Here is a 23,738-nt window from a genome sequence, read left to right on the forward strand (position 1 = left end):
TATATGTGCAGAATGAATAAATCAATATATCTGAACAACAACTCAAAACTCAACACTAATCACTAAAAACTCCTATAACCCTATCACAAACTCCGGATTCAGCAAATTCTCCTTATTATACTTCAGCGGCGATTTCCGAGCTCCGTGCTTTCCTGAGTATCGATAAACCGCATCGGCCGCTGCGGTATCCCACTCCATCGTAGGTCCAAACCGCGGGTAAAGGTCGGCTTTTCCTTCGGCAACCAGGCAGAATTTCAGCGAGCTTCCGGATGGAATCTCCTCTCCTACTTCAATTCCCATTTCTGCCAGCTTCTCTTTTGTATCATCTCCCCCGTGCGAACGGCTCACCATAATCCGTGCCGGACCATTCTCTTTCCTGTACGGTTCATGCTCAATCTTTTCCGGTTCGCCATCGCCTTTCTGCTTAAACGCTGCCATCTCCTCAGAAGCAAAGTAAAGCAGCTCCTCTGCCGGAATATAGACCACACCTAAAACCGGTTCATTATTTTGAAGCAGGGCTATGTTCACGGTAAACTCCCCGTTTCTCTTGATAAACTCTTTGGTCCCATCCAGCGGATCGATCAGAAAATACTCTTTCCAATCTTTTCTTTCCTCGTATAGAGGAATAGCAGACTCCTCAGAAATCAGAGGAATATTTGGGTAGTTTTCTTTCAGGCCTTTCACGATCACTTCATGGGATGCGATATCCGCTTTCGTCAATGGAGAGTCATCACTCTTCCAGTCCACCTCGGCCGGTTTGTCTTTATGATAAAAATCCAGAATTCTCTCTCCGGCTTTGATTGCAATCTCATTGATGATTTGAATATTTACGTCTGTCATATAGTGTGTGATTGATAATTTTGGTGATATAATTTCATCAAAAAGATAAGGGATTGGTGATAAAGAATTGAGGGGAATCTGATTTGGTGTTTAGTTCGACCGGGGACCGCTGACGGGTGACCGTTTGCAAAATGAATCAAAATGTTCCGTTTTGAAATACCATTTATTAATCTTCGCCTCAACAAATCTCTTCACTCCAAACCCATCCCTCTGTTCGGCGGGGACGTGGTGTGTTCTCTATTATCCCCGGGTTCCGCTGCTCTACACCGCGGGGCTAATCACATTCTGCCCCTACAGGGCAGTTTCTATTCACAGAATTTTAAATGCGGCGTGACACAAAACTTCGAACCACTCAAAACCAAATACGCCGCCTTAATAATACTGCGCCCTGTCTTTCTGAGCGAAGAGAGGAGCACTGCGACGAACGCAGTCGAAGAATCTCCTTGATGAGAATTGGTGAAGCAAATGGATAACCCTCGTCAGACGGCTCGAGTCCGTCAGACGAGTTTTATTAACCGGGTATCCGGGTTATAATAAATTGAGCACTGAAACCTGTTGGCACTGATAAACCGAAAACCTATCATCCCCCTGCCCCCTTCAAAGGGGGAATCCCAAAACCCATTTATGGGTTTTACACACGAGCCGGTCATTCATGGCCGTTCTAACGGTCATCCGTCTTCCGTCACCGGTCTCACCCATAAATTTCAACTCAAAACTCAACACTAAGAATTCAAAAATCAAAACGGCCAAATAACCGGAATCAACAACAATGCCACAGTGGCCACGGCAATATTCAATGGCAAGCCTATCTTAATGTAGTCAGTGAATTTATATCCACCCGGCCCCATTACCATCAAATTGGTTTGATATCCAATCGGTGTAGAAAAACTGGCGGAAGCGGCAAAAATGATCGCCATCACAAATGGCATATAGCTTACACCCATTGAATCAGCAATGGTGATTGCAATTGGAAAAATAAGTGCTGCTGCAGCGTTATTAGTTATCATTTCGGTCAGGAGCCACGTGGCTAAATAGACCGCAATCAAAGCCATCAGTGGATTTACTCCGGCCCATCCGATAAATCCGCCGGCAGCCGTTGAAGCCACTCCCGTTACCTGTAACGCATTGCCAATCCCAAGAGCGGATGCAATCACAAGCAATACCTGCCAGTCGATGCTTCGTCTTGCATCCGAAAAATTACAGCATTTTGTCAAAATCATCGCTCCGGCAGCCAAAAACGCCGCTTTGAACATGCTTAACAATCCAAAGGCTGCAACTCCGACCATCAACCCTAAAATCAGCCATGCCACACCCGCTTTTTCTGTATTCAGATTGCCGTCAGTCGATAAGGTACTAACTAAGAGAAAATCGTTGGAGGATCTGAATCGCTGTGTAAAGTCACGCGGGGTTTCTAAAAGCAGAATGTCACCGGTCCGAAGTCGGATATCCCCCACTTTTGTTTTAATCCGTTCCCCGTCCCGGCTAACCGCCAACACTACAGCTCCAAAACGATTTCGAAACTCTCCTTCTTTGATGGTCATTCCATTCAGCGGGTTAGAAGGTGCAATCACAGCTTCCACCAGGTGACGCTCATTTCGCGGGGCATCCAGTTTAAAGACCTGCTCGGTAGCAGGCTGGAGTCCCGAAATCTTCTGCAGTTCACTCATGGCATCCACAACACCCGTAAAAATCAGTCGATCCTGTTTTTGAAGTATTTCAGATGGCTCAACAGCAGCAATAATTCGCTCCTTTCGAACAATTTCAACCAGGAATAGTCCGGGCAAATGACGCAATCCGGCCTCTTCAATCGATTTTCCGGCAATTGTACTGTTATTAGGTACAATCATCTCAATGGTATACTCCCGGGTGTTATCAAACGAGGCAAAGCCGGAGCTTCGATTGGGCAGTAGTTTTCTTGAAAACAGTAACAGATAACCGATTCCAACCACGGCCACCGGCAAGCCTACATACGCAGGATCAAAAATATTCATGGAGACCTGTTTTGATTCAATGAGCAGGCCATTTACAATCAGGTTGGTACTGGTCCCGATCAGCGTACAGGTTCCGCCAAGAATCGCTGCATAGCTTAGCGGAATCAAGAGCTTCGAACCGGGAATTTGATTCAGCTTACTCCAATCTTTGATTGCCGGAATGAATGAGGCAACGATCGGAGTGTTATTGAGAAATGCGCTCATCCCAAAAACCGGACCAATGATTCGGCTTTGAGCTTTAAACTCTGAGCGAGTTGTACCCAGAAGTTTATGAATTACAAATTGGATTGCACCGGTCTCCTTCATTCCAAGAGCTACCACATAGAGGGCGGCGACTGTTAGCATTCCCTCGTTTGAAAAGCCAACAAGAGCATCGCTTACCGGAACCAGGTTTAGAACAATAATCAGAATTAATGCCCCAATAAAAACAAAGTCAGCCGGAGCATCCTTCCAGATCAGGAGAATAAAAGCAACAAATAAGATGAATAAAATAGCAATGCCTGCAGGTTCCAAACAGTCTCTTCTCTATTCTGATTAATATTGGTGTAAGAAAGTTAGCAGGACAAATATACAATAGAAATAGAAAGGATGTTAGATTGGTTTATGTCAATGAACCCTCGTCCGACGGCTAGAGTCCGTCAGACGAGTTATATTGACCTGGTATCCATGGTAAGGCAAAACAGTTCACTTATCACTTATTTCTGTTGCCACTGTAAAGCTGTAAACCTTCCGCCTCAACTCTTCCAGGCACTCCAAACCTACCCCTCTATTCGGCGGAGACTTGATGTTGACTTTTAAACCCGGCACTGCGTACCGGCCTAATCACATTCTGCCCCTACAGGGCAGTTTATCCATAATTTATATGCGGCGTTGCACAAAACGTCGAAACCACAACAAAATCCAGTACGCCGCCTTCACAAAACCGCGCCCTGTCATTTCGAGGGAACGGAGTGAGTCGAGAAATCTCCCCCTCTTTAAAAAGGAGTGAATAGAGAGGAGGATTAAGGGGGTGAATTCGAAGAAACCCTCGTCCGACGGCTAGAGTCCGTCAGACGAGTTATATTGACCTGGTATCCATGGTAAGGCAAAAATGAACAACGTATACTGTTGACACTGTTCACTGTAAGTGACCGCCTCAAATCAATCAAGAGCTCTAAACCTATCCCACTGTTCGGCGGGGATTTTTGGGGCCACTCTATCCCCACACTGCGCTAACGCTTGTACTGGGCTAATCATATTCAGCCCCGCTGGGGCAAATTTTGTTCACCAATTGAATTTCAAAATATCCCCCCTTTATCAACGGATAGATTAAGGGGGCTTAAGGGGATGAGTTTGAAACAAACGGCCTTGAGAAAAATGGGGAGCGGTCGTGGACGTGACGTAGCATGAAAACCAAGAATCCATCAGCCTCAGCCAAAATCATGAACAGGAATACAAAATGAATAGGCCTTGGATTCTTGTCATGCGGAGGAGCAACACGCCCCATTTTTTTCACCGCCTTGATTTTTTGGTTCGTTTTGTATCAAGACAAAATGAACAGAAATTACCGTTTGAAATACGATTTCCGCATAATCCGCTAAACATAATATTGCACTCCAAACCAATCCCCTCTCTTCGGCGGAGAATTCATGCTGACTATTAATCCCAGCACTGCGCAAACGCTTGTAGAGCCTGTCCCGATGTTTTTGATCGGGAGGCTAATCATCTTCAGCCCTTTCAGGGCTTGTATTCTGCTTCAATTTAAAGAAAGCGGCGTGGCACAAAACCTCTAACCACTCAAAACCCAATACGCCGTTTTTGTATCAACGCTTCTTGTCATTTCGAGCGAACGGAGTGAGTCGAGAAATCTCCTATTCGAAGTACGGTTTACAGGTAAAACCCCTCGTCCGACGGCTATAGCTCGTCAGAAGAGTTTAATTAACCTGGTATCCGTGGTTAGAAAAATGAACAATGATTACTGTTGACACTGTTCACTGTAAATAACCGCCTCAATTATGCCATGAGCTCCAAACCCATCTCTCTGTTCGGCGGAGATTTGGTGTTGACTTTTGGACCCGGCACTGCGTACCGGGCTAATCACATTCTGCCCCTGTAGGGCACTGCTTCAACACAGATTTACAATAAGCGGCGTAAAGCAAGGCTAGTGAATACTTTCAGACCTGATACGCCGCCTTCGTTAAACCGCGCCGTGTCATCTCGACCGAACGAGTGTAGGGAGTGAGCGGAGAGATCTCCATATCGTTGCACGGGATAAGGTTTACGGTGTAGGATTCATGCGAAACTCCTCGGTTGCATTGATACCCAAATACTCTGTCATCTCAAGCAAGCAGAGCGAGTCGAGAGATCTCATCATCCCCCTGTCTCCCTTCAAATTGGGAGATTTTTTCCAGACGCTGAAAGAATCCTCCTCACGTCGGAATGCTGTCAGGTCGTATTAGAAATGCCTCCCCTCTTTACGAACGAAGAGAGTAGAGAGGGGAACGAGGGGTGAGTTCCAAAAACCCAATTATGGGTTTAACATACGAGCCGGTCATTTATGGCCGGTGAAAAGAAGCAGAGATCTGTACTACAAATCATCCCCCTCAATCCCCCTTCAAAGGGGGAGATATTTTCCAGACGTAGACAGAATCCTCCTCACGTCGGAATGCTGTCAGGTCGATAATATGAATGCCTCCCATCTTTACGAACGAAGAGAGTAGAGAGGGGAACGAGGGGTGAGTTTAACCCTCCATCAAATTCTCCCTGAATGTACCAAGCAACGGTGCAATCAGCACCCATCCTACAGACAAAATTCCACCCAGCAGGGTAAATACAATCACCATCATTCCGCGCTTCGGTTCGCTGCGCTCTGTGGGAACATTCGCGGGCTGAACTTCGCTAAAAATTGGGGTCTGCTCCTGCAGGTTCAGGCGTGACTCTTCCACTCGTTGTGCCAGAGACTGGTAAACATTCAGTGCCAGATTCTTCTCATCCTGAAGGCGTTCCAGTTCGGTTTGAGCACGGGCCGTTGAAATGGATACATTACGGTCCTGAAATTCAGCCAATGCCATCTGTGTCTCCCGAAAACGCGCTTCGGCTTCCTCTTTCTGTTGATCTGCAAACTCCAGGTTCTGACGAGCTTTTTCCACGCGGTATTCAGTTACATACTCTTTGAGAAGATCTATCAGATATCGATTCATTTCCGCGGCTGCACGGGGGTCTTGTAGTTTTACTTTTGCGGTAAGAAGCCCGGTTTCCTGATCTTGGGAAACAGATATCCGTTCCCGAAGCTGCTTTACAAGTTCAAACTCTTCCTGGGATAATGAGATGAAATCCTGTTCCAGGACATCCTCTCTCACTAAGGTTCCCGTCTCTTCATCGGAACTGAAAAATTCTCGAATGCCACCCAAAATAGTGAAAGGCAGTCTGACGGTATAGTCTTTGACATAGGTCGTAATAGGTTTGGAGTAGTGATTCTCCAAAAAATCTGGCCAGGTGGTAGTTACGCCGTACTCCCTGAACTCGATCTCGGTACTCATCAGTTCCAGTTGGAATGAAAGCGAATTAACGATCTGAGGATAGATTTGAGGCGGAATGGTCCCGGCCGGCATCGAACTTCCTCCGGAAATTCCGAACGCACCGCCAAAGCGCTGAAGTAACTGACTGGCTCCTCCTACGTCCTCTGTCTGTATTTCCGGCATCAGAACGGCATCACTTTCAAACTCTTCAGCACTGAAAAGCGCCCAGAAGACCCCAAGAAAAATAAACACTCCGGTTATCTTAATGATCGTCCACCGGCCTGCCCAGATCTTTTTGGCAAGCTCCATTAGATCTATTTCGTCTTCATCCGGCATTCCGTGTCCGGGTCCATAACCTTCAACGTACTCTACCGGCACATAGCGAATTTCATTCTTCTCTTTTTGAGGGTGAGACTGCCCTTCATTTTCGCTCTCATTTCCCGGCTTATTTTGATCGGCCATCTATTGTTTATTCTTCTTAATTATAAAGTCTTTACCAAGCAACAAAGGTAGGAGTTTTGAGAATTAATTTCAGAAAGAAATTTCCCTTCTCCCCCTGTAATAGGGGGAGAGACAGAGGGGGTAAAAAATGTGTCGCAAATTATATTCTAAAAAGATTAAATTTGAGCTTAGTGTTTCTCCTCCGTTAAATTTTTAACTACTCTGTTCGATTTCTCCACGCGGACAGACCTGTTTCGGTATCCGGTTTATGTTTTACGGCTTAAGGTGTATGTATGCACAAAGCAAATTCAGCCCCATTAACTTTACTAATTTCAATCTTTCAACAAAATATTCATTGATCACCTAAGGAACTGGAAAACTGTGAAAAATCCGCCTCAAAACGGTATTCAACTTCAATCCACGCTCTTTGTTCGGCGGGGGAAGATGGTTGTCACTCTACCCTCGGGTTCCGTGATGCTTATTTATATGCCACACCTACGGGGCTTAACCTAATGTCCAATCAAGCGTAGCAATCCTAAGCAATCCAAATGAAAGGGTAAGTTAACGTACGGCCTAGAAAAAAATGGGGAGCATTCGTGGAAGTAACGAAGCATGAGATCCATGAATCCACCAGCCTCTGTTTAAAAAGTAGTAGAGCACAAACCAAACAGGCCTTGGATTCATGGCATGCGAAGGAACAACACGCCCCATTTTTTTCTAGGCCTTGACTTTTTGAATACTTTTGGGTCAAGCCAAAAGTATTGTATTAATCGTTTGAAATAAGATCTTCTAAATACCGCCTCATTTCTATTTCTCACTTCAATCCACGTTCTCTGTTCGGCGGGGATTTGATGGATCATTTTTTCCTGGGGTTAAAACCCCAGGCTATGATGTAGACCACCCCGTTGGGGTTTGGCGGTTATTCCCAAGCATATTCAGCGGCGTAACACAAATTTATCTGTTAACTATATAGCACTATACGCCGCCCTTATTAGCCATCCCTGTCATCTCGACCAAGCGTAGCGAGCGGAGAGATCTAATCATTTTGCCCCTTTGTTTTTGGCCACAGGTTACACCCGATTCACCGGCTGTCAGACGATGTCAAAAAAGACATTTCTATACCCATTCATGGGTTATAAACACGAGCCGCTCATTCATAGCCGGGCTCCATCAACTGGTCAGGCGACCCGTTGCACAACAGTCATGACGCTGACAGAATCCTCCTCTCGTCGGAATGCTGTCAGGTCCAGTTCAGAATCCATCATCTATTTGTGATTTGTCTAAGGCATAGAGTAAAGTGGGAATATGGGGTAAATTGCTAAACGGCCTTGAGAAATCAGCGGGAACAGAGAGCTGACAGGAGACGAAAAGAAAAACTCACCAGTCTCCAACTAAATCAACCATGTCATACAATCTATCAGACGTTGAGTTTTTCCGGCTCATGGCAGCGAACGCCGATGATTTCTCTCAGCCTTGATTTTTTACGTCTCTTTTGTATCAAGACAAAAGAGACAATATGTTCGTTTAAAATAAGATCGTTGCAACACCGTCTCAATTCTGTTATGAACTCCAAGCCAGTTCCTTTTTCGGCGGTAAATTGTGGTTGGCATTCTACCCCGGGGTTCCGTTGCGCTTTACCCCAGGCTAATCATGTTCAGCCCCTAAAGGGCTGTGTTCACCCACAAATTGAATTTGAAAGGTTACCCCTCTTTATGAACAAAGTGAATAGAGAGGGGGCTAGGGGCTGAGTTTAAAAACCCATTTATGGGTTCCATATGCGAGCCGGTCATTCATGGCCGGACACCACCAACGAGTCAGGCGAACCGTTGCACAACAGTCCGTCCAGACGCTGACAGAATCCTCCTCTCGTCGGAATGCTGTCAGGTCAAGTTTAGAAAACGAATGGTAAGTCCACAATTCAATTCACAAAAAGCCCTGTATATCATTACATTATCCACATGCCAAAATTCAATGTCCAAATAAATGTCTCCTCAGGTTTTGCTGCGTTCATCCTTCTGTCCTTGATCTGGCTGGGCTTGCCCGAAATTTCAATATCCCAGGATCTCAATCTTGATCCGATACAGGACCGATTTCGCTCGATCTCACAGAACTCCATTACATCCCTTGAAGGGTCCGGTGATCTGATCTGGATGGGGCCGGGGTTGAATGCATACTCGGAGCTGTCGGGTGATATCTACATTCCGGAATCGGCCGACAGCATTTTTGCCGGACGCGGACGTGTTTTCTCCCTTCAAACAAATCAAAACCGGATTTTTGCCGGACTGGGATTTACATCAGACATGGGCGATGAATCGGTACAGACAGCTATAGGATACTACAAATCGACCAATTCAGGGGAATCATGGCAGTTTATTTCATTCCCATTGGATGAACGTCCGCCTGCCGACTGTACCGGATCAGAAACCGGAACACCCTGCGACCTGGAGTTTGAATACGGCAATCAGACTTACCTGCGCACCCGAATCACCGTACCGCAGCTCTCCCCTCCGTTTGAGGTCGACTTTTATGATCAAACGTTGCTTTCTGTCAACTGGGCGTCGGGACTGATGAGGAGTCTGGACGACGGCGCCAACTGGGAGCGCCTGATCTTGCCGCCGGCTTCACTTCAGGAGATGAATCCAAGTATGGAGAATATTGAATGGATCTCCCAAACGTCGGATGGAACAACCGTCAACCGGTATGACCCTCGTTTTGATAACAACCTGCTTGGGTTTGGCCTGATGATCGACCGTGATCAGAATGTGTGGGTGGGAACGGCCGGAGGAATCAACATCTCACCGAATGCATTGTCTGCGCCTCGCAGTGAAATTGAATGGAGACGCTTCACTTTTGATCCGGATACTCCTGATGAAGGACTATTGGCCAACTGGATTGTAACAATTCGTCAGCAGCCCGGTACCGGCCGGGTCTGGATGACCAACTGGATGACTGATCCTCAAAACCGGGACACAAACGGCGTGGTCTATACGGATGATCTGGGAGAAACTTTTCAGCAAACGCTGGTGGGTGTTCGGGTGAACGATATCGGATTTTGGGAGGATAAGATTTTTGCTGCTGCTGATGACGGAGTCTACGTTTCTGACAATGATGGTAATTCGTGGGAAAAAATCGACCGGATCAGCAGCCCCAATTCCTTCATTAAAAAGGATGCTCAATACTATGCCTTATCATCTACTGATCACAATCTGTGGGTCGGGACAAGTGATGGAGCCGCCTACACTTCCGATGGCGGCGAAAGCTGGAGTATCCTGCGGGTTGATCTGCCTCTGCGCGGAGGAAATATCTATCAACCCGATGCACCGGATAACGATACCTACGCCTATCCGAATCCGTTCTCCCCTACCCAACACGGCGTTGTTCGGATCAAGTTTGAGTCAAATTCATCGGGTCCGGCCACAATTCAAATCTACGATTTTGGAATGAATCCTGTTAAAACAATAGAAGTAACCACATCCGGATCAGGCAGCTACGAAGCCACCTGGAATGGAGAGAAAGACAGCGGCAGACTGGTAGCCAGCGGCACCTATTTTTATCGGGTGAATACACCATCAGGGAGTACCGATGGGAAGATATTGTTGTTGGATTGAGGATGCAGGTCGCAGGTTTCAGGCTTGCAGGCTTCCCCTCTTGAGAACTTGTCCGACTACCGGCGGAGGGGATTGAGGGGTGTGTTTCTGGGTAAAACAATGGAGAAATCATTCAAATCTTAGAGGTAAAATCCAATCTCATCAAGAACACACCTCTGAATCCGTGATATAATCCTAATACAAAATATAAAATCGTAGTTCGGTCATTCGGTCCATCGTGATTCGCAATTCAGAATGATTCCGCCTCAATTTAATTCTAAGTTTAAAACCTTGCTCTCTCTTCGGCGGTGAATATTTTTGCATTTGTATTCTACAAACAGAACACTCCTCCGGAGTGTTGTTTTAAACACAATCTAATTATTGCAATTTGGCTCAGTGAAATGGCGATTAATTTGGAGTACTTATTGAGATCTAAACAAAATTTCGAGGTTAAACCTCTCTTAGCATAAACAAATCTCTGTCCGATAATATTCGAGACTGTAGCCTTTCATCGAAGAAAGGTTTTCTAATCGTCCCCTCTTGAGAGGGGATTGAGGGGTGTGTTTCTGGGTAAAACAATGGAGAAATCATTCAAATCTTAGAGGTAAAATCCAATCTCATCAAGAACACACCTCTGAATCCTTCGTTGGACACTTCGGATTCTGTCTCCTCTTCCCGATCAAAAACATCGGGACAGGCTCCGAGGAGATGACATACTATTTACTCTTCTTCCCTCTTCACCGCCTTCTCTCTCTCCCAGTGTCTTAAAATCGAAATGGAGAATCCGGCCATGAGCATAAACGTACCCAGCCATACGATCGAAACGAACGGTTTCTTCTCCGCTACAATCAAAACCCAGTCCTCTTCAAACTCTTCATCAAGTCCCTCAACAGTAAGTTCAATGGTGTCGGTTTCCGGATAGATACTGCTGAAAAAGACATCCATATCCCACCGGTCAATCTTCAACGGCGGTGAATAGGTGTAACTTCGTCCATCTTCGGTGTAAACGGCAAATAGCGGCTCAACATCGTACGCATTACCCGATGGCGTGTGTTCAACACGAACCTGTGCCCTCACTCCAATCTGAGTATTTTCGGGCAGACTCTCCTCGCTGGCCGGTGTGAACTGCATAAATGTAAATGAAAAGGGTCCGGCATCGATCGACTCACCTTCCTTGATTTCAATTTTCTGAGTATCCTCAATCGTTGAATCCTGTTCTGCACCGGTTTGTGCCATTCGTTGTAATCTCCGCTCCTGATCAATCTCCTCATTTCGTCCCGCAACATATTTACTGCCGGCTACATAGAGATAGACATCACTCAGCCACCCGGTTCGAACGTGGGGATCTACCGACCAATCAATATTATCCATGGATGATGTGGTCATCATCGGATATACAACAGGATCCATATAAAATGTGTCACCGCCATCAATCGGTTCAAACTTTAAGCGGTAGGTCTGCTGACCCGGACGTGGCGAATCGGATACGTCAAACCCTTCATAGGTCACCATATACTTATCATTGACTAGTTTAGGACGATTGATCTCCAGTTCAAACATCTCAACCGGCTGTGTAACCGGAAATCCTTCTTCATCAAAAACATCACCCGCAGCAATTCGTGAATTATACTGCGTAGTACGTTCATCGAGCAGCGGTTCGGTGTAGACCGATGAAGCGATAATTCCAAGCAGCAGAGCTCCAAATCCGATATGTGTGATCGTACCCCCGATTACTTTCGGGTTCTTGCGAACCAATTCAAAAAGAACCGCACCGTTACCAATAACGGCAAACCAACCGGCAAAAATGAATACCATGTAGTACAGGTTTCTTACCTCACCAAATACGATCGAAACTACTGTAAAAATGGATGTCAGAATGAGCGGCATAATCATCTTCCCGGCCAGGCTCTCCCAGGTATGTTTTTGCCAGAACAGGTACTGCCCGATCACCGTCGCAAACGCCATGAGAATCACAATCGGCATGCTCCAGTCATTATAAAACTGAATTTCGGGTGGGGTTGGGTTGTCTACAAAAAGTCGCCCTAAAATCGGTGAACTGGTCCCGATAATGATGACAAATCCAAGGATAAAGAGCAGAATCGCTCCGGTAAAGGTCATGAACTCCTTGCTCAGAAAATCGGACTCCTTATCCACGGATGGAATCTCCCGGTATCGGTAGAGATAGAAGCCGATTCCCATAATGGTGATCACGAGAATGAAGAGCAGCAGCTGACCATAGAGTCCCAGATCCACAAAACTGTGAACCGACTGCTCGGCAAGGACACCGGATCTCGTTAAAAAGGTTTGATATATCACGGCGACGTACGCCAAAATCGCAAAAAAGAGGGAGGCTTTATGAGCGCGTGAACTTTTACGCTGAATGATCATCGCGTGGATTCCGGCCGTTCCGATCAGCCATGGCACAAGCGATGCATTTTCAACCGGATCCCAAGCCCAGTAACCGCCAAACGACAGCGTTTCGTACGCCCAGTATCCGCCAAGAAAAATGGCTGTCAATAGCGATACGTTTGCTGCGAGCGTCCAGGGCAGTGCCGGACGAATCCACTCGTGATAAGTTTTTGTCCAGAGTGATGCAATGGCAAACGCAAACGGGACCGTCATCATGGCAAATCCAACAAAGATGATTGGCGGGTGAATCATCATCCAGGGACTTTTCAGCAGATCATTCAAACCGGAGCCGTCAGACGGTACAAAATCGGGGTTGGCCTGAATAAACGGTGCATTCGGCATCTCCTGGGCAATAGTTCGGAAAGGTGAAGCCCCTATTTTGGTGAATCCAAAATCCCAACCCACAACCATGGAAAGCAGAAAGAGTTGAGTCAGCATCATCACAAACATCACCGGGGCGCGGTAGGGCTTTCGGGTCCAGCGGATCAGTCCCGCACCTACCAGGAAACCGCAGAGAACCCAAAGCATAAAGCTTCCCTCCTGTCCGCCATAAAAGGCTGAAAAGAGATACCGAGACTCCAGGTCAAGGCTTGTGTAGTTCCAGACGTAGTAGTACTGAAACTGATGAGTCATGATCAGGTAGATCAATGCCCCGGATGAGATCAGAACAAAAAGTCCTTTTGCCATCCAGAGCCAGTTGGCGTAGGTTTCAAATTTCTTTTCCTCTTTGATGGAAGAGAGAGCATAGAGAATCAAGCCTGCAAATGAAACGGCAAATGCACCGCTTAAAAAGAGATTACCGATTTGTGCAATCATAGATGAATCTTGTCAGAGAGTTGAATCAGGTCGGTTGAGAGGGCCAACGTATATAGGATGAATTTACATTCCGGCTGTTTCTGCGGGTTCAAAATCCGGATTTTCGTTGTATTTGGACGGACACTTCATGAGCATTTCATTGGCGTAAAACACATTATTTCGCATTTCACCGATCACAACAAGCTGGGTGGCCTGTTCAAAGTTATTGGGTTTGGGCCTCGAATAGACCACGCGACGAATATTTCCATCCTCATCTTCCATATGAAATGAGAACTGCATCGTTTCGCGGGAAAATCCGTAATCGCCTGTCTTGTCCCACTTGCCAACCACATGTGAATTGGTTCGGTTTTCAGCCTGTTCAAAATTGACATACGTACTGATACTGTTGCCAAAATTGTACATCAACAGTGATGTAAAGATCACAATTGAAAAAATTCCGATTAATAATTTAGGCTTCATTGAATTTTTAAATTAATGCGTTTAAATGTTTTCGTCGCTGTCTGTTTCAGTTGATTCGTCTGAGCGTTTTGATGCTTCCAGTTTCTCTTCGAGTCCGGTTATTTTCCGATCCACACGAAACATCACAAAAAGCAGTACAAACCAGATGATCAGGCTCACACCCAGAACCACGTAGATCAGATCGTTGGATGACATAAACTGGATTAATGCGGATGACTCCTCCGCCCCTGTTCCTTCCCAGCGATCGCCATAGCTTTGTGATAACGTATCAACGGCGGTATTTACCGTATCTTGTACAGAAATTAGATTCATGATATCTGAGCTTCTTCAGTCAATTCTTTGATTCGCTTATAGCGGTTGATGATATCCATCATCCATATGGATAGGCCGATAAATCCAATTACGGCCGGATAAAAAATAATTCTGAGTTCCGGTGCCGTCATATCACTGAAAGCCGGATTGCCGTCCGCTCCGGGATGCAGGCTCGGCAGCTGACGCGGGATGATGTAGAGCAGAAACGGAATGGTGGTTACACCAAAAATATTGTAGACCGCTGAGATCTTCGCTCGTTTTTCAGGATCATTAAAAGCCGTTCGCAGAATGAAATAGGCTACAAATATCATCATGGCCAGAGCTGAAAGATTCATTCGCGGCTCGGCAAAGGTCCACCAGGTGCCCCATGTAAATCGTGCCCAGAGCGATCCGGTCAGGAGCCCGCAGATACCAAATATAAGCCCGACAGCCGTTGCGGTTTCAGCCTTGCGATCCCATTTCATCTCCTCATCATTCAGATATCGAATGCTGAAATAGAATGCCATCGTGAATGCGATCATCATGGTAAACCACATCGGCACATGCAGAAAGAGATTTCGAGCGGTCTGTTCCAGAATATCGATCTGCGGAATCTCGATCGAAAAGCCAACAATGATGACTAGTGTCATCCAAAATGCTACAATGTACTTCCAGATCTTCAAGAGAGCGTCTGTATAATTAAAATTCATGATTTTGCAGAACCTGGATAAAAGACGTCCTGCTCTTTTTCAGCATAAAAGATACAGAAAATGAATGAGAAGTTTATGAACGGGATATGAATTTTTGGGTGTTTTGGGTGGCGGTTTAAGGTATACGAAGTATGGTGTACGTGTGTGATTTTTGATGGTAGTTTGGCCAGAAGCTTCTCTACTCCGTTTAGTCGCTGTTGCTCCTTCATTTGCTCGAAGTGACGTGTTTTGTATTGAGCTGTCGGTAATAAAAACCGTCAGTTCGAGCTCCTAATTTTGCCAATAAAAAGTAGGCAACACTACTGAAGAGGCGACAAGCCGAAAGTCCCCTCTTGAGAGGGGATTTAGGGGTGTGTTCACACAGGGCAAAAACGTCGATTCAATCCAATAAACACATATTTCACCAAATCTGTCACCGGTAGCGCAGTCCCGGTGCTTTTCCGGGACGGAGTCGAGAACTTGGTGATAATTGAGTAACTCATTTTTTGTTAAACACCGCCTCTACCCTGCTCATGACTCTCAAATCGCTCCCTCTGTTCGGCGAGGAATTGGTTGCAAATAACAACCCCCGGTTGAAACCGGGGGCTAATTGTATTCCACCTCTACGAGGTTAGGACACCAACACATTTTAAAATTCAAGACTCAAATCGTAGTTCGCTGTTCGTCGATCAGTCATTCGTCAATCAGAAAACCTCTTCGGAGGTTGTATATGCGAGTTTACCAACCATAACATGATGTGTCGGTTGGCCGGTAATTTATTGCCGGATAATTGCATGTAGTCTTTCTGCCTCAGAGAGGCAGTATCTTTTTATCAAAAAGACAAAGACCCATTTACACCTGCTCCGGATGGAGCAGTAGATGGTGTTGTTTCCACTCTAGAAAACGTGCGGGAAAACTGTGTCCAGTCTTGATGAAACGTGTCGCGCCTTCAGCGCTTTATTACAGTTAAGTTTAGTAGTCTTTTTTACAATGGTATTGCTCCTCCGGAGCAATATTGAAGACAAGATCAATCCATCGATCATTCGTCAATTAACCTATGATCGTTACCGAGTAAGAAGAAGATTAAGGGGGCTAAAATAGAAGTATTGGCCTAGAGAAATCAGCGGAAAAAGAGAGCAGACAGGAGACGAAAAGAAAAACTCACCAGCCTCTTGCAGGTTTAGTTGTAGAAAGTCAAAATTCACAGGCCTTGAGTTTTTCCGTCTCATGGCTGTGAACGCCGATGATTTTTCTCAGCCTTGATTTTTTACGTCTCTTTTGTATCAAGACAAAAGTGACAGAGGATACTGTTTGAAATGAGATCCCAGTAGTACCGCCTCTATACTATTTCACACTCCAAACCACTCTCTCTATTCGGCGAGGAGTTGGTTTCAAATAACAACCCCCGGTTGAAACCGGGGGTTAATTGTGTTCCACCTCTACGAGGTTAGGACACCAGCTCATTTTAAAATTCAAGACTAAAATCGTAGTTCACAGTTCGGTCATTCAGTGATTCGTCAATCAGAAAACCTCTTCAGAGGTTATATATGCGATCCGGTAATTTATTGCCGGATAACTGCATGAAGTCTTTCTGCCTCAGAGAGGCAGCATCTTTGTATAAAAAAAGAAAAGATCCGTTTACCCCTGCTCCGGATGGAGCAGTAGATGGTGTGGTTCGCATTAAAGAACGCGTGCAGGAGTTCTGTTTCCAGACTTGGTGAAGAGTGTCGCGCCTTCAGCGCTTTTTTGTTGTTAGATTTCGTAGTCATTTTTACAATGATATTGCTCCTCCGGAGCAATATGAAAGTCAAGATCGGTTCATTGATGAGTCCTCATTCAGTAACCATTTAGGATGGTACGAAATAGATTACCTGATACAACCTCAACGCTGGAGTTTTCCTTATTCTATCTAAAACCTAAAATAAGTTGAATTCCTGCACTGTTTTCTACTCCGGCTCATTTGTTGTAATAACAAAAATCACCAATGGATCGCTGCCGCTGTTCTCCACTGCATGATAGGCCTCTCCTTTTACCGTGGTCACCGTACCTTTTCCGATTTTGAAAAACCTGGCTTCGCCTACAGCACTGTCTTTCTCTTTATAAATGCCTTCACCATGAAGAACCACGTAGAATTCTTGCTCAATTCTGGTTCCGTGGGTATGAAAACCGACGCTGTCACTTTTACCGGGTAATATCATATATGCACCGATTCTGTTGTTTACCAATTCTCCTTTTTCAAACATCTGAAGCAGGTAAACAGTCCCGGTTCCGCCATACATACCCTCTCTTTTGTCATATCTGGCCACATCCCTCCGGTCCGATCCATAATGGTATAGAGTGGGTTCCAAAATAGGTTTCAGTATGTTATTGAGCTCAGACTTCTCTTCGTCTGTCAGTGACTTTCGTTTTCTATTCATAGGATATCATCGGTTGTTTCTGCTCTGTAAATACGTTTTTTGAGTGCTTTGCAGAACCAGAGCTGTCATTCTGAACGCAGTGAAAAATCTTGCTTTAATATCGATTCACGCATATAATAATTACTCAAATCCCAGACCGTGAATCTCTGCAATCTGAGCCGAATACCGATCAGGCCGGCTTTTGAAATAAGTAAGAGCATCACTCAGGTGGCTTTCAGCTTCATCCTGTCTGTTTAGATTCCAAAGACAGATACCCAGTGTGAACCGAGCACCAATCTGGTCAACATTGTCGTCCGGAAGAGTACTTCTCAACGCGTAGGCTCGTTCTGCATAAGATATTGCCTCTTCAAACCTCCCCTGTTTTCTGAGGGCGTCGGCTAGTCCTTTCAGAGGATAGGATAAGCGAATGTGGTCTGCAGGCAGGAGTCTCTCCCCGTGTTCCAGGCTTTCACGAATAATTGTTTCAGCCCGGCTATAGTTTGCCATTCGCAGATACACATTTCCGTAGCTTTGTAGAATACCCGATATGTAGAAATTTTCGTTTCCATACTCTTCTCTGAATATTGCAAGAACATCACGATAGGTTTCGGCGGCTTCCTCAAGTCTTTCTGCCCCGGAATAGGCTCGTGCGGTATTAGAATGGGCTGCTAACGTGTTGAGATGAGCCGGACCAAAAATCTCCAGACGCATTTCATGAGCTTCAATAGCGTAGGGTATCGCTTCCTCAAACCGCCCCATATTCTGGTACAGGCTGGAGATGTGATTCAAGGTAGAAGCAACCTGTTCGTGAATACCGGGATGCCGCGCCCGACTCAGCTCCAGCGATCTGTATAGGTACTCTTCGGCTTCTTCAAATTTACCTGTTCGCCTGTAATTAGTGCCCATATAAAAAACAAAATCATCATACGTCTCACCGGCTTCTTCACGATTGTTTTCATAGATCGGCTTCAACATTTTGAGTATGGAGTCGGCCCGGGCATACTCCTGATTGACATCCAAATGGTAGGTGTAGTCAAGATGAACGCTGGCAAACTCAAGTGAGCCGGGTTCTAAATAGCGGTTGGCAAGATCAACAGCACGGTGCATCATAGCCAGACCTTCGTCGTACTTCCCGGCTTTGTCAAGAATGATGGACCGGTCAGCCAGCATATCGATATAGGTAAAACTTGTTGTGTCTTCTAGCTGCTGATAAAGCTCTACAGCTATAGAGGAAACGGAATCAGCTTGTTCATGCTCGATCAGGTTAGCATATATATTTGCCATCGTAATCAAAAGTTCGGAGCGGGTTCTCGGGTCGTTGGCTAACTCATTATTGATGTATGCTGTACTCATGTTCACCATACCTAGAGCCGATAATTCCTCTCCCCGATTTTGCATCGGGTCAATCGATCTCAGCGAACTTCCAAGCACAGAAGCAATCCGTGTAGCCCTGAGTGCTTCCTGCTGTGCTCTCTCTGTTTCGTTTTTCAGTTCATGGGTATACACCAATACCAGAATGGTGATCGATACAATTGAAAATATTCCAATAAAGGATGCCACCCGGTTTCGATTCATCCATTTTTTCAGACGATAAAGTGGCTTTCTCGAAAATGAATACACCGGACGCTGTGCCATCCAGTCTCTGATCTCATGGCTAAGTTCAGAAACATTTTCATACCTTTCTGATGGGTCGTCCTGCATGGCTTTATCGATAATAGCACGCAACTCTTTTGAGATCGGAACAGAAGTGCAGTTCTCCTTTCTGTAATCCTTCTTTGGATGGCAACCGGTAAGTAATTCAGCTAAAATAACTCCCAGACTGTAAATATCTGAAGCTGTTGACGTTGATTCACCCCTCATCTGCTCAGGTGAAGCGTAGGCCCTGGTCATGGCCTTCACACCGAACTGTTCAGGTTCTGAATCTTCCAGAATTTGTGCAATACCGAAATCCAGCAGCTTGATCATGGGGGATTCATCATCACCGGTAACCATAATGTTATCCGGTTTCAGATCTCGATGAACAATCAGGTTTTTATGAGCATACTGAACGGCATCGATTACGTCAAGGATCAGTTTTAATTTGTCGTTTAGGGAGATCTGCATTTCTCTGCAGTATTCAAGAATATTTTTCCCCTTCACATACTCCATGGCAAACCATGGCCGTTCCTCGCCGGTTATTCCACCGTCTATCAGTCTTGCAATATGTGGGTGCTGCAGCCGGGCCAGAATGCTTCGCTCGCCCAAGAAACGACTGATCGCCTGATCCGAGCCCATCCCATATTTTATCAGCTTAAGCGCGACAGATTGTTCAAAACCTCCCTCAGTGCGATTGGCCAGATATACATTCCCCATCCCTCCTGAACCAATCTTTTTTTCAATTAAAAAAGGGCCAACCTGAACGCCTTCAAGCGGAAACAAGTCCGAAAGATCCACATGGTCTATAGCAAACCCATCCAGTAAAGAAGTGTGATCGGAGTCGGCTTTGAGTAGAGTGATCAATTCCTCATATATGAGCGGATCATTTGTCTTTACAGTTTTCAGGCGTTCGGATCTTCGTTCCGGATCCAGATCCACGATCTCTTTGAACAAGGTGTTGATTTTCTTCCACTGGGATGCTTTCATGGAATGATTGATTAGTGATTAAAAGATCTGTTTCACTCTTTGAGAAAAAACTGCTTATTACAATACGCGCAAAATTATATGTAGAGTGGCGAAGTATTTTTAAAAAATCGCTACATCCGAAATCGGAAATCTCAAAAATCGTTAAATGAATCTTTCAATCTATCTCATGTTCTCAAAATTTGATGTAAAGATTTTCTGATTTAGCGATTTACAGATTTCCGATCTGTCACACGATTACGATTACGATTACTTGCAGTTTGAACACTTTTATGAAAAATTGCCACCAATTCATTGCATTCTGTAATTGCTCTATTTATTGGTGAGTCAGAATGGTAATAATTGGTTCGTTTGATAATTTTTAAACAATTCAGAGATTCCCTGAGCTCTTTAAGAACAATACTCATCTTATGGACAAAATCTTTTGTTGACTCAGCACTCTGTGTTTCTCCATAATTTAAGGCCGGTGAAGTACAGGATCTGACTAACTGATTAGCAAGATTATTTGCAAACTTATTATTTGGCATTTTATTAATAATTTCAGCTGTTATGACTGAAAATTCTATTAACCTTTCTTCAAGTTCTTTTCGGTTCATAATCTTTCTTCTTTTGTTTGAGTATATAAGTATGAACCAAAAACGCCGGTTTGCTTACAGCTTTTTTTAAATCGTTACATCCGAAATCGAAAATCTCATGAATCGCTAAATCAAGACTCCGATATTTTTCTTGTAAACAGTATTTGATGTAACGATTTCTGATTTATCGATTTACAGATTTCCGATCTAACTGGTTACCCCAACTCACATTTCAGCCAGGCTCTGGCCACACGCCAGTCGTAACGAACCGAGTGCTCGGTGCCACCCATTACTTCAGCAATTTCCTTATAGTTCATCCCACCAAAAAAACGATACTGGACAATCTGAGCCTGACGTTCGTCCAAGGCTTCTAATTTTTTAAGGGCGTCATCCAGGTCCAGAAATTCATCGATTTGTGCCTCGTAGGGGGCCATTCCATCTGTAAAAGTTAAGGCAGGCTGTTTGCCTCCACGTTTTTCCGCGTTCTTTTTTCTGGCGTAGCTTATCAGAATTCTGCGCATGGTAAGGGCAGCAACGGCTAAAAAATGAGAACGATTATTATAGATAGCCTTATCCTGATCTACCAGTTTTAGGTAAGCCTCATTGACCAGTGCCGTAGTTTGTAAGGTATGCCCGGCTCTTTCTTGTCTAAGTTGAAGGTGAGCTTCATTTCTCAAGTGATCGTATATCAATGGATATATTTTGTCGATGGCCTTGGCGTCGCTTTCTTTCAACCCATTCAGCAGCAATGTTATACGATATTCAGGAGATTCCATACTTAATTTCCTCGTTAATCTTAACTCTCTCCTTTTCTTTATGAACCTGCACAAAACTTTAAATAATCTAGCTTTTGTGGACCATATCTACAAAAATCCACCTGATTTTTAATGATTTAGTAAAACAGGGTTCACCCAATAAATTATTTCGCCAGGCTTCCTCATTTTCTGCGCGTACAGTGATAGGAAGGTTTTATCCAAACACCAACAAACTGTTACTATCATGGAAAATCAGAAAAAAATACATTTTAACTATCTCAGTACATTTACTGTAAGCTTATTGCTGCTGGCTTCTTTTATCACCATTACTTCCTGCTCCGAGAACGGGACATCCACAAATCCGGATCGGGAAATGACATTTGAGGAAGTGATTAAAAGCGGTGGTGAATTCGAGCAGATCCCCGACTCCAGAACCACCGATACCCTTTCCGTTAGCGAACCGGTAGCAGAAGACCGCCAGGTGGAAGAAAATGGCAGCATAGAATCACAGCGCTGGATCTGCACAACAAAAACCTTAAGCGTGCTCGACGGCAACGGACAGTTTCCGCTATTTAATACCAACGCAGATGTGATCTATCCCGGAAGTCTGCTGCAGGGTAAAACCCTGGCAAATGCAACTCCTTCACCTATTGTGGTTGAGAGAGCGGGAGGAACCATTTCATATAACCTGACCAATGGCAACCTCTCATCTACATTTTCTGTCGACAGGGTAAGTAAAAGCTCTATTCAGGATGCAATGAACAATATTATTGCCAATTCCGGTGAAGAAGTTCCGGCCAATTTTCAGTTGGAAATTCAGGAGGTTCAGTCTGAAAGTCAGCTGGCAGTAGAGTTGGGACTGGACGTTAGCACTTTTACCACCAAAGTGAAGTCGAATATGTCGTTCAGCACAGATCGTGAATACAATCGATTTCTTGTAAAGCTCAGCCAGGAGTACTACACCATGAGCTTTGACCTGCCCACCAGCCTCAGTCAGCTTTTTGATGAGAGTGTTACACCCGAACAGCTGGCTACATATGTGCAGCCAGACAACCCCGCAACATTTATATCATCCGTTACCTATGGTCGTATTTTTTACATGCTTGTAGAATCTACTTCCTCCAGCCAGGAGATGGAAGCCAGACTGAATATCTCCTATGGATCCTTTGACAATAAAGTGAGTGGCAGTGTAGATGTTGATAGTTTTCAGAAGATGAACAATGTGAAAATCAAAGTAATCGCCTACGGAGGTGATTCCGCCGGATCAATCAGCCTGGCAGGAGAGCGTACCATCGAAGCTATAGCTGAAAGGCTGGAAGAAAGCACCAATATCCGTACCGGACTTCCACTCTCTTATGTCGTGCGAAGCGTGGAGCGTCCCGATCAGGTCGTGGGAACCAAAATTGCGACTGAATACGACGTAACCAACTGCGAGCTAAAGGGAACCCTTCCACCGGTCACCTTCCGTTCCTGGGTTGATCTTTTTGATGATGGCGTCGGTGCGGCAACCAACGTAAAGGATGATATCGTCATCCTGTTTAACGGTGCCGGTACCGAATACGCCTGGTTCCACGACCGCCAGATCAAAGGAGAAATCTATAGCATAGCCGATAACGCGGCTCCGCTGGGTGTTGTTCCTTTTGATGCTGTAGGTTCAGCATTGTTGTTCGAAGAGGGGAATATCTACCTGATGAATAAAGAAGGCACTAAATACGCTCCATTCAAATTTACTCCGGGTCCATTATCAGGAGAGCCGCAAAATACACAATTTGGTAGTTATTCCAGTGTATTTGATATCAACCAGTGGGGAAGTGACAACCATCCTTTCGCCGTTGAAGGGATGGGCGCCGCCACAAAGCGAATTAATATACCTTCCGGTATAAATTACAGCATGTACCTCTTCAACAATGACGGAGACAGGTATGTGGGATATCAGGATGGAACATTCAGCGCTGTTACCGATTTTGCAGACTGGGGACCTGCCGATCAGCATGAGGAGTTCACCGTAGTCGGTGCAGCCACACGCATTAAACTTGGAGCGACCGAGCATAACATCTTCTTTAATAAGGACGGCACCGAGTTTGTGATCTTTGATTTCCTTGGAAATGGCGGGGCAAAACAATTTTCACAACCTTATGTCATTCTTTAAAAAAACCTAAAAATGAAGTGGCTTTACGTCACAAATTGATGGTTACTACAGATAGGTGCTTTTGGTGTTGGAAACATCGCCGGAAGCACCTTTTTTTATGTATACCGTCCCGAATTCTCGGGACAGAGTAGTATTGCCACGGAGGCACGGAGTTTATGTTGTTCTCTTATTTACAAATCGAGGTATCCCCAACCATTTTCCGTGTCTCCGTGGCTAAAAATCTT

General features: G+C 45.1%; 13 protein-coding genes. 2 read left to right on the forward strand and 11 right to left on the reverse strand.

Annotated elements, in window-relative coordinates:
• Positions 1-72 precede the first annotated feature (72 nt).
• The 3 genes from cysQ to CWD77_RS04170 all read right to left on the reverse strand — a co-directional run bounded on the left by cysQ (position 73) and on the right by CWD77_RS04170 (position 6,790).
• On the reverse strand, positions 73-840 hold the full coding sequence (cysQ, locus tag CWD77_RS04150) for a 3'(2'),5'-bisphosphate nucleotidase CysQ (protein WP_101071954.1): 768 nt from the start codon (positions 838-840) through the stop codon (positions 73-75).
• Between the two features lie 737 nt (positions 841-1,577).
• Positions 1,578-3,344, reverse strand: a complete 1,767-nt coding sequence (locus CWD77_RS04160; RefSeq protein ID WP_101071956.1) for an SLC13 family permease — start codon at positions 3,342-3,344, stop codon at positions 1,578-1,580.
• A gap of 2,207 nt (positions 3,345-5,551) precedes the next feature.
• Positions 5,552-6,790 carry a Wzz/FepE/Etk N-terminal domain-containing protein gene (locus tag CWD77_RS04170; protein WP_101071958.1) on the reverse strand — a complete coding sequence of 413 codons (1,239 nt, stop codon included), beginning with the start codon at positions 6,788-6,790 and terminating at the stop codon, positions 5,552-5,554.
• Positions 6,791-8,727: 1,937 nt separating this feature from the next.
• On the opposite strand from CWD77_RS04170, the gene CWD77_RS04175 reads away from it, so the two are divergent.
• The gene (locus CWD77_RS04175) at positions 8,728-10,377 is read left to right on the forward strand and encodes a WD40/YVTN/BNR-like repeat-containing protein (RefSeq protein WP_101071959.1); all 1,650 of its coding nucleotides are present in this window, start codon (positions 8,728-8,730) and stop codon (positions 10,375-10,377) included.
• A 699-nt stretch (positions 10,378-11,076) separates the two neighbouring features.
• On the opposite strand, the gene CWD77_RS04180 is transcribed toward CWD77_RS04175, so the two are convergent.
• The 8 genes from CWD77_RS04180 to CWD77_RS04220 all read right to left on the reverse strand — a co-directional run bounded on the left by CWD77_RS04180 (position 11,077) and on the right by CWD77_RS04220 (position 21,386).
• Complete coding sequence (locus CWD77_RS04180) at positions 11,077-13,581, reverse strand: heme lyase CcmF/NrfE family subunit (protein ID WP_101071960.1); 2,505 nt, start codon at positions 13,579-13,581, stop codon at positions 11,077-11,079.
• 63 nt (positions 13,582-13,644) lie between these two features.
• Positions 13,645-14,040, reverse strand: a complete 396-nt coding sequence (locus tag CWD77_RS04185) for a cytochrome c maturation protein CcmE domain-containing protein (RefSeq protein WP_101071961.1) — start codon at positions 14,038-14,040, stop codon at positions 13,645-13,647.
• Positions 14,041-14,061: 21 nt separating this feature from the next.
• Entirely contained in the window at positions 14,062-14,352 is a 291-nt protein-coding gene (locus CWD77_RS04190) for a CcmD family protein (protein WP_101071962.1), read from the reverse strand.
• The gene (ccsA, locus tag CWD77_RS04195) at positions 14,349-15,041 is read right to left on the reverse strand and encodes a cytochrome c biogenesis protein CcsA (RefSeq protein ID WP_240596641.1); all 693 of its coding nucleotides are present in this window, start codon (positions 15,039-15,041) and stop codon (positions 14,349-14,351) included. The genes CWD77_RS04190 and ccsA overlap by 4 nt, the downstream gene beginning before the upstream one ends.
• Positions 15,042-16,966: 1,925 nt before the next feature.
• Complete coding sequence (locus tag CWD77_RS04205; protein WP_101071964.1) at positions 16,967-17,437, reverse strand: cupin domain-containing protein; 471 nt, start codon at positions 17,435-17,437, stop codon at positions 16,967-16,969.
• Positions 17,438-17,557: 120 nt separating this feature from the next.
• A complete protein-coding gene (locus CWD77_RS04210; protein WP_101071965.1) occupies positions 17,558-20,038 on the reverse strand; it encodes a serine/threonine-protein kinase in 2,481 nt (826 codons plus the stop codon).
• 200 nt (positions 20,039-20,238) lie between these two features.
• Positions 20,239-20,631, reverse strand: coding sequence for a four helix bundle protein (locus tag CWD77_RS04215; RefSeq protein WP_101071966.1), 393 nt, complete (start codon positions 20,629-20,631; stop codon positions 20,239-20,241).
• 194 nt (positions 20,632-20,825) lie between these two features.
• Entirely contained in the window at positions 20,826-21,386 is a 561-nt protein-coding gene (locus tag CWD77_RS04220; protein ID WP_101071967.1) for a sigma-70 family RNA polymerase sigma factor, read from the reverse strand.
• 223 nt (positions 21,387-21,609) lie between these two features.
• On the opposite strand from CWD77_RS04220, the gene CWD77_RS04225 reads away from it, so the two are divergent.
• On the forward strand, positions 21,610-23,514 hold the full coding sequence (locus CWD77_RS04225; protein WP_101071968.1) for a thiol-activated cytolysin family protein: 1,905 nt from the start codon (positions 21,610-21,612) through the stop codon (positions 23,512-23,514).
• Positions 23,515-23,738 lie beyond the last annotated feature (224 nt).

The sequence above is a fragment of the Rhodohalobacter barkolensis genome (assembly GCF_002834295.1).
Lineage (GTDB): Bacteria > Bacteroidota > Rhodothermia > Balneolales > Balneolaceae > Rhodohalobacter > Rhodohalobacter barkolensis.

Bases quoted from the DNA above. Each gene is read 5' to 3' on its own strand.
- cysQ (WP_101071954.1), bottom strand. From the start codon at position 840: ATGACAGACGTAAATATTCAAATCATCAATGAGATTGCAATCAAAGCC.
- CWD77_RS04170 (WP_101071958.1), bottom strand. From the start codon at position 6,790: ATGGCCGATCAAAATAAGCCGGGAAATGAGAGCGAAAATGAAGGGCAG.
- CWD77_RS04175 (WP_101071959.1), top strand. From the start codon at position 8,728: ATGCCAAAATTCAATGTCCAAATAAATGTCTCCTCAGGTTTTGCTGCG.
- CWD77_RS04180 (WP_101071960.1), bottom strand. From the start codon at position 13,581: ATGATTGCACAAATCGGTAATCTCTTTTTAAGCGGTGCATTTGCCGTT.
- CWD77_RS04185 (WP_101071961.1), bottom strand. From the start codon at position 14,040: ATGAAGCCTAAATTATTAATCGGAATTTTTTCAATTGTGATCTTTACA.
- CWD77_RS04190 (WP_101071962.1), bottom strand. From the start codon at position 14,352: ATGAATCTAATTTCTGTACAAGATACGGTAAATACCGCCGTTGATACG.
- ccsA (WP_240596641.1), bottom strand. From the start codon at position 15,041: ATGAATTTTAATTATACAGACGCTCTCTTGAAGATCTGGAAGTACATT.
- CWD77_RS04205 (WP_101071964.1), bottom strand. From the start codon at position 17,437: ATGAATAGAAAACGAAAGTCACTGACAGACGAAGAGAAGTCTGAGCTC.
- CWD77_RS04210 (WP_101071965.1), bottom strand. From the start codon at position 20,038: ATGAAAGCATCCCAGTGGAAGAAAATCAACACCTTGTTCAAAGAGATC.
- CWD77_RS04215 (WP_101071966.1), bottom strand. From the start codon at position 20,631: ATGAACCGAAAAGAACTTGAAGAAAGGTTAATAGAATTTTCAGTCATA.
- CWD77_RS04220 (WP_101071967.1), bottom strand. From the start codon at position 21,386: ATGGAATCTCCTGAATATCGTATAACATTGCTGCTGAATGGGTTGAAA.
- CWD77_RS04225 (WP_101071968.1), top strand. From the start codon at position 21,610: ATGGAAAATCAGAAAAAAATACATTTTAACTATCTCAGTACATTTACT.